Annotated in this window: 2 protein-coding genes; one reads left to right on the plus strand and one right to left on the minus strand. The window is 59.9% G+C overall.

The window, feature by feature from the left end; all coding sequences use genetic code 11:
• On the minus strand, positions 1-2,550 hold a 2,550-nt coding region (locus JF781_RS27530; RefSeq protein WP_225330632.1), incomplete at its 3' end, for a hypothetical protein.
• A gap of 141 nt (positions 2,551-2,691) precedes the next feature.
• Here JF781_RS27530 and JF781_RS27535 point away from each other — a divergent pair.
• On the plus strand, positions 2,692-3,546 hold the full coding sequence (locus JF781_RS27535) for a hypothetical protein (RefSeq protein WP_141245005.1): 855 nt from the start codon (positions 2,692-2,694) through the stop codon (positions 3,544-3,546).
• Positions 3,547-3,770 lie beyond the last annotated feature (224 nt).

Below are 3,770 nucleotides of genomic sequence, written 5' to 3' on the forward strand. Positions count from 1 at the left end.
ATCGGCAAAGCGTTGTTCCCATTGATCAAACTCGCTCACAGGTTCATCTGAACCAACTGCCAGCCGAAATAGTCTGTCAAACAAATCATCTCGCGCGTGAGTTGGGAGTGTATCGGAGAGGGGAATACAGGCTTGCGCGAAGCGGGAGCGATTACGCTCACTGTCATTCTCGTCCAGGGCGTGATCAAAAAAGTGCCGGGCTAATGCGATCTGACGATCAGCAGGCAGGCACGTCGCGATCGTAGCTATGTCTGTCTTCCCTGCTATCTGTGACACGTGGCCAGCGCCGTATGTCGGCGGAGCCGCAAGTTCTCGCGCTACCAATGACTCGGCTGCCTCGATGACTTCGTTGGAGTGGTTCCCGAGGCGCACCAACACCTCCGTGGCGTTACGTACTCTCGCAATTCCCTCGATCTCGTACGGTCCAACCAAGGTCTGCAAGCGTCCCTCAATTAGTCGCAGTACTGGTTCCAAGGTGTCGAAGTGACGGATGAGCTCGGCAGCGATGTCGTCAGCGACCTCAAACGCCAACGCCACGCGCTCTGCAACCTGCTCGCGCTTGTCAGGGTGCCCCGCACAAAGACCAACGAGGATGCCAGCGATTTGATCGTCGGCATGCGTGTACTGGTATCGCTCCCGCGGAAGGAGTCCGTCGATGTCCGAAAAAATTTGATCCACAAGCCCATTAGGCAATCTTGCGGCAAGCCCAGCCAGCAACTTGTACGCCTCAAGCCATACATCCGCACCGAAGGGTCGGCCATCGTGTTGAACGGCTTCGGCTAATGCTGACGTAGCCCAGTCGCTCACCAAATCGTCTGGAATAAGGTCGGCTTGGCCCGCCGCGGCGCCGAAGGCTGCTGCACGGCTCTGGAATTGAAGTGCTCGCGTTGCGCTGCGGCAGTCGAAGTAGGTGGCAAGCTTCGCTGCGGTTTCGCGGCAGTCGCGGGCGCTACCGGCGATGATGTAATGGCCTACTGCGCCGTCGAGGTGCCCAGATTGTTGGTACATCCGCCCCATCAGGAGGTGCGCGTTGATCTCGTCTACCAGGCGAGCGGATGCGACGCTATCGCGCAGGTAACGTCGTAGTTCGGCGCGCGCGGCACGAGGACGCTTTTTTCCGATGACGGCTTCCAATAGGTCTTGCATCGCTGCGGCTTCCGGATCATAAGCCTGGACGCGGAGCGCACCATGCCCAGACCCGCTGATGGCTCGGCTCTGCTGCCGCAGACTTTGCATTTCGGTGATATTCACGACGCTCGCACGCGAGTGCACCGTGATTATCGAGCGGCACCAGGCAGCGGCGTCATCCCAGACTCGTGCTCGGCACCCGCGCTCGATCCCGAATCGGAACTCGGCAGCAGCTGCCGTCGACTGGTCTTGCCAGAACAGATAGCGCCCTCGCCGTGCGTGAATCAGCGCAGAGTCCGCGAGCGAGCAGCGGCCTGATCCGGGTGCTGCGTCACTGAGCAACTCGGCCCATAGCTCCTGATCGTTCGTAGCCTCGGCGACAACCAGATGCAACCTAACCCTCAGATCGTGCTCCGAGCACGAGTCTGCAATTTGTCGCAGCGGCTCGCTGACGTCGGCAATCAGTTGCAGTTCACCGAGCGCGAGAGCGCCTTCAGCCGCAATACAGGCCCACAGTGCTCCTGCCGGGTCGCCGGCTTCCGATGCCGCGATTGCGGCCGCGACTGCGACATCAGACGCTATATCTCCTCTGATCCAATTCGCCAGTGCCGAAACAGCACTCGCGCGGGGATTCAGCCACGCCGGGGCGCCTTCTCTTTGCGCAAGTGCACCAAACGCGGACACTGCCGAATCGACTCCGGTACCAGCGCCGGCGACTAAGTAGCCTTCAACGTACGGGAGCCACTCACTGTCAGCGGCGGTGAACTCACTGGCGTCGGTGAGCAGTTGCGCACGGCGGATGTGCAGCGGCTCGGCTAGAGGGCCGTATCCGGCACGTTCCAACTCGCTGATTACTTCAGCGAGGATCCCCGCCGCGGCCGTCGGCTCCGACGTCGCAAGCTCCTCGGCCATGAGCTGCCGGCTCGTCAGCCCTAGAGCTTCTATCGGTCCCGTGAGAAGGATGTCGGGATCGATCTCGCTACCCGTCTGAGTCGATTGCTCGATTGACTGCATCACGCGTTCAAACTGAGCATTAATGCTCTCATCGAGCCGCCGCAACCGGTAGTAGAGACCGCCGAAAGCCTCTTGTAGACCGAGAGATTCCGGGTACTCAGTCATGAGCGCCTGGGCGATGGCGAGCGAGTCGTTCGATGGTGCGGACTGGAGCACCGTACCCGCGATCATCGCCGACAACGCGTTGACGGCTTGATCATCTTGGTCCATAAGGAGGCCTTCGGCATCCTCGTCCTTCAGCAGTGTCATCAGACGCCGACGCTGCTTCCAACTGAGAACGGGTGCGTCGGGAATTTCCTTCAGCTTGATCTTCAGCTTTTTGACCAGCCGTTCGCGCACGGTCTGTTCGCCAATCATCTTCTTGACAGCCGGTGCGACGACCTTGAAAGACGAGGACAGATTGCTCACGCCCAAATCGTGGCATGGCCGCTCTTTCACAGCAGACACACCCCTTCGACAGTTTCGGCGGCAGGTTCGCGCGCCGAGACGACAAACTGCCAGACGGCTGAATCGACGACGAGCACACCCCGAAGCCGTACCGTTGCTTCCGTGGTTCAAGCGTGCGTGTTCTGCGGTGACGACGTTGACTCCCAAGGGGAACATGTTCACCCCCAGTGGTTGCTGGGACTCTGGGACGGCACGGGTCCATTCACTGCGAAAATCGATGGCAAACAACGCCTTAACAAGACGGGCGATCTGGTACACAGCGCGAAAATGTGGCGGGTGATGCTCCCCTGTTGCAAGAACTGCAACGGCGATCTCAACAGATTGTTCGAGCAACCCGCGACGAACCCCATGAGACGTCTGATCCGCGACATGCAGCCACTCGAGGATCAGGTCACAATCTCGAACGTCGCACGTTGGGCGATCAAAACACTAGCGCTAATGGCCCATCCCGACGCGAACCACAATGCGCTCCCATCTGGCCCAGAGGGGGGACCGCACGGTCCTTGGAAGCCCTACCCTCGTGGGGTTCTCGATTCGATCAAAGTTGGTGGCGTTCCGACCGATACGTCGCTGTGGTTCGCGGTTACCGACTCCGATATGCCAGGGCTGCCGGACCCAGCTTTCGACGAAGTCCTTCTGCGCCACACCAGTCGATCCGATGGGCTGGGAGGACGCGGCGGGGCGAGGACTACGGGATTCCGACTGGCAGATGGTCGCATGGCGGTGTTTCAGCTTGCCTATCACCCGTTTCACGACTTTGAGCATCGCTTCGAGCGCGACGGGCTCGTAACTCGGCTGTGGCCGGATCCACCGTCGCGCCTGGATGTCCGGAACCATCCAGTCCTCGATCACGGGACTCGACTTGCGCAGTATTTCATCGAAGACGGCTTCTCCCACGAGTTGACGTGGGAGGAACGGTCCCACGGCAGCGGACCACCGTGGAATCAGTGGTGCTAGGTTCGGACCGACCGCAGGATCGTCAGCCTCCACAGACAGCGAAATTGACCCCGCGCAACTCTTACTTGACTGAGCGTTGTGCTTGACGTTCACCCTGAGGGTTCTTGGTCGCACCACTCAAGACTTGTCACATGTATTCCGTACGATCGATTCTTCCCGCAGCGAATTCGATGAGTCGCAGCACGGATTCGCGACTGGGCAGATCACCTTCGATCAAGGAACTG

It is taken from the genome of Mycobacterium sp. WUMAC-067 (assembly GCF_020217485.1).
GTDB lineage: Bacteria > Actinomycetota > Actinomycetes > Mycobacteriales > Mycobacteriaceae > Mycobacterium.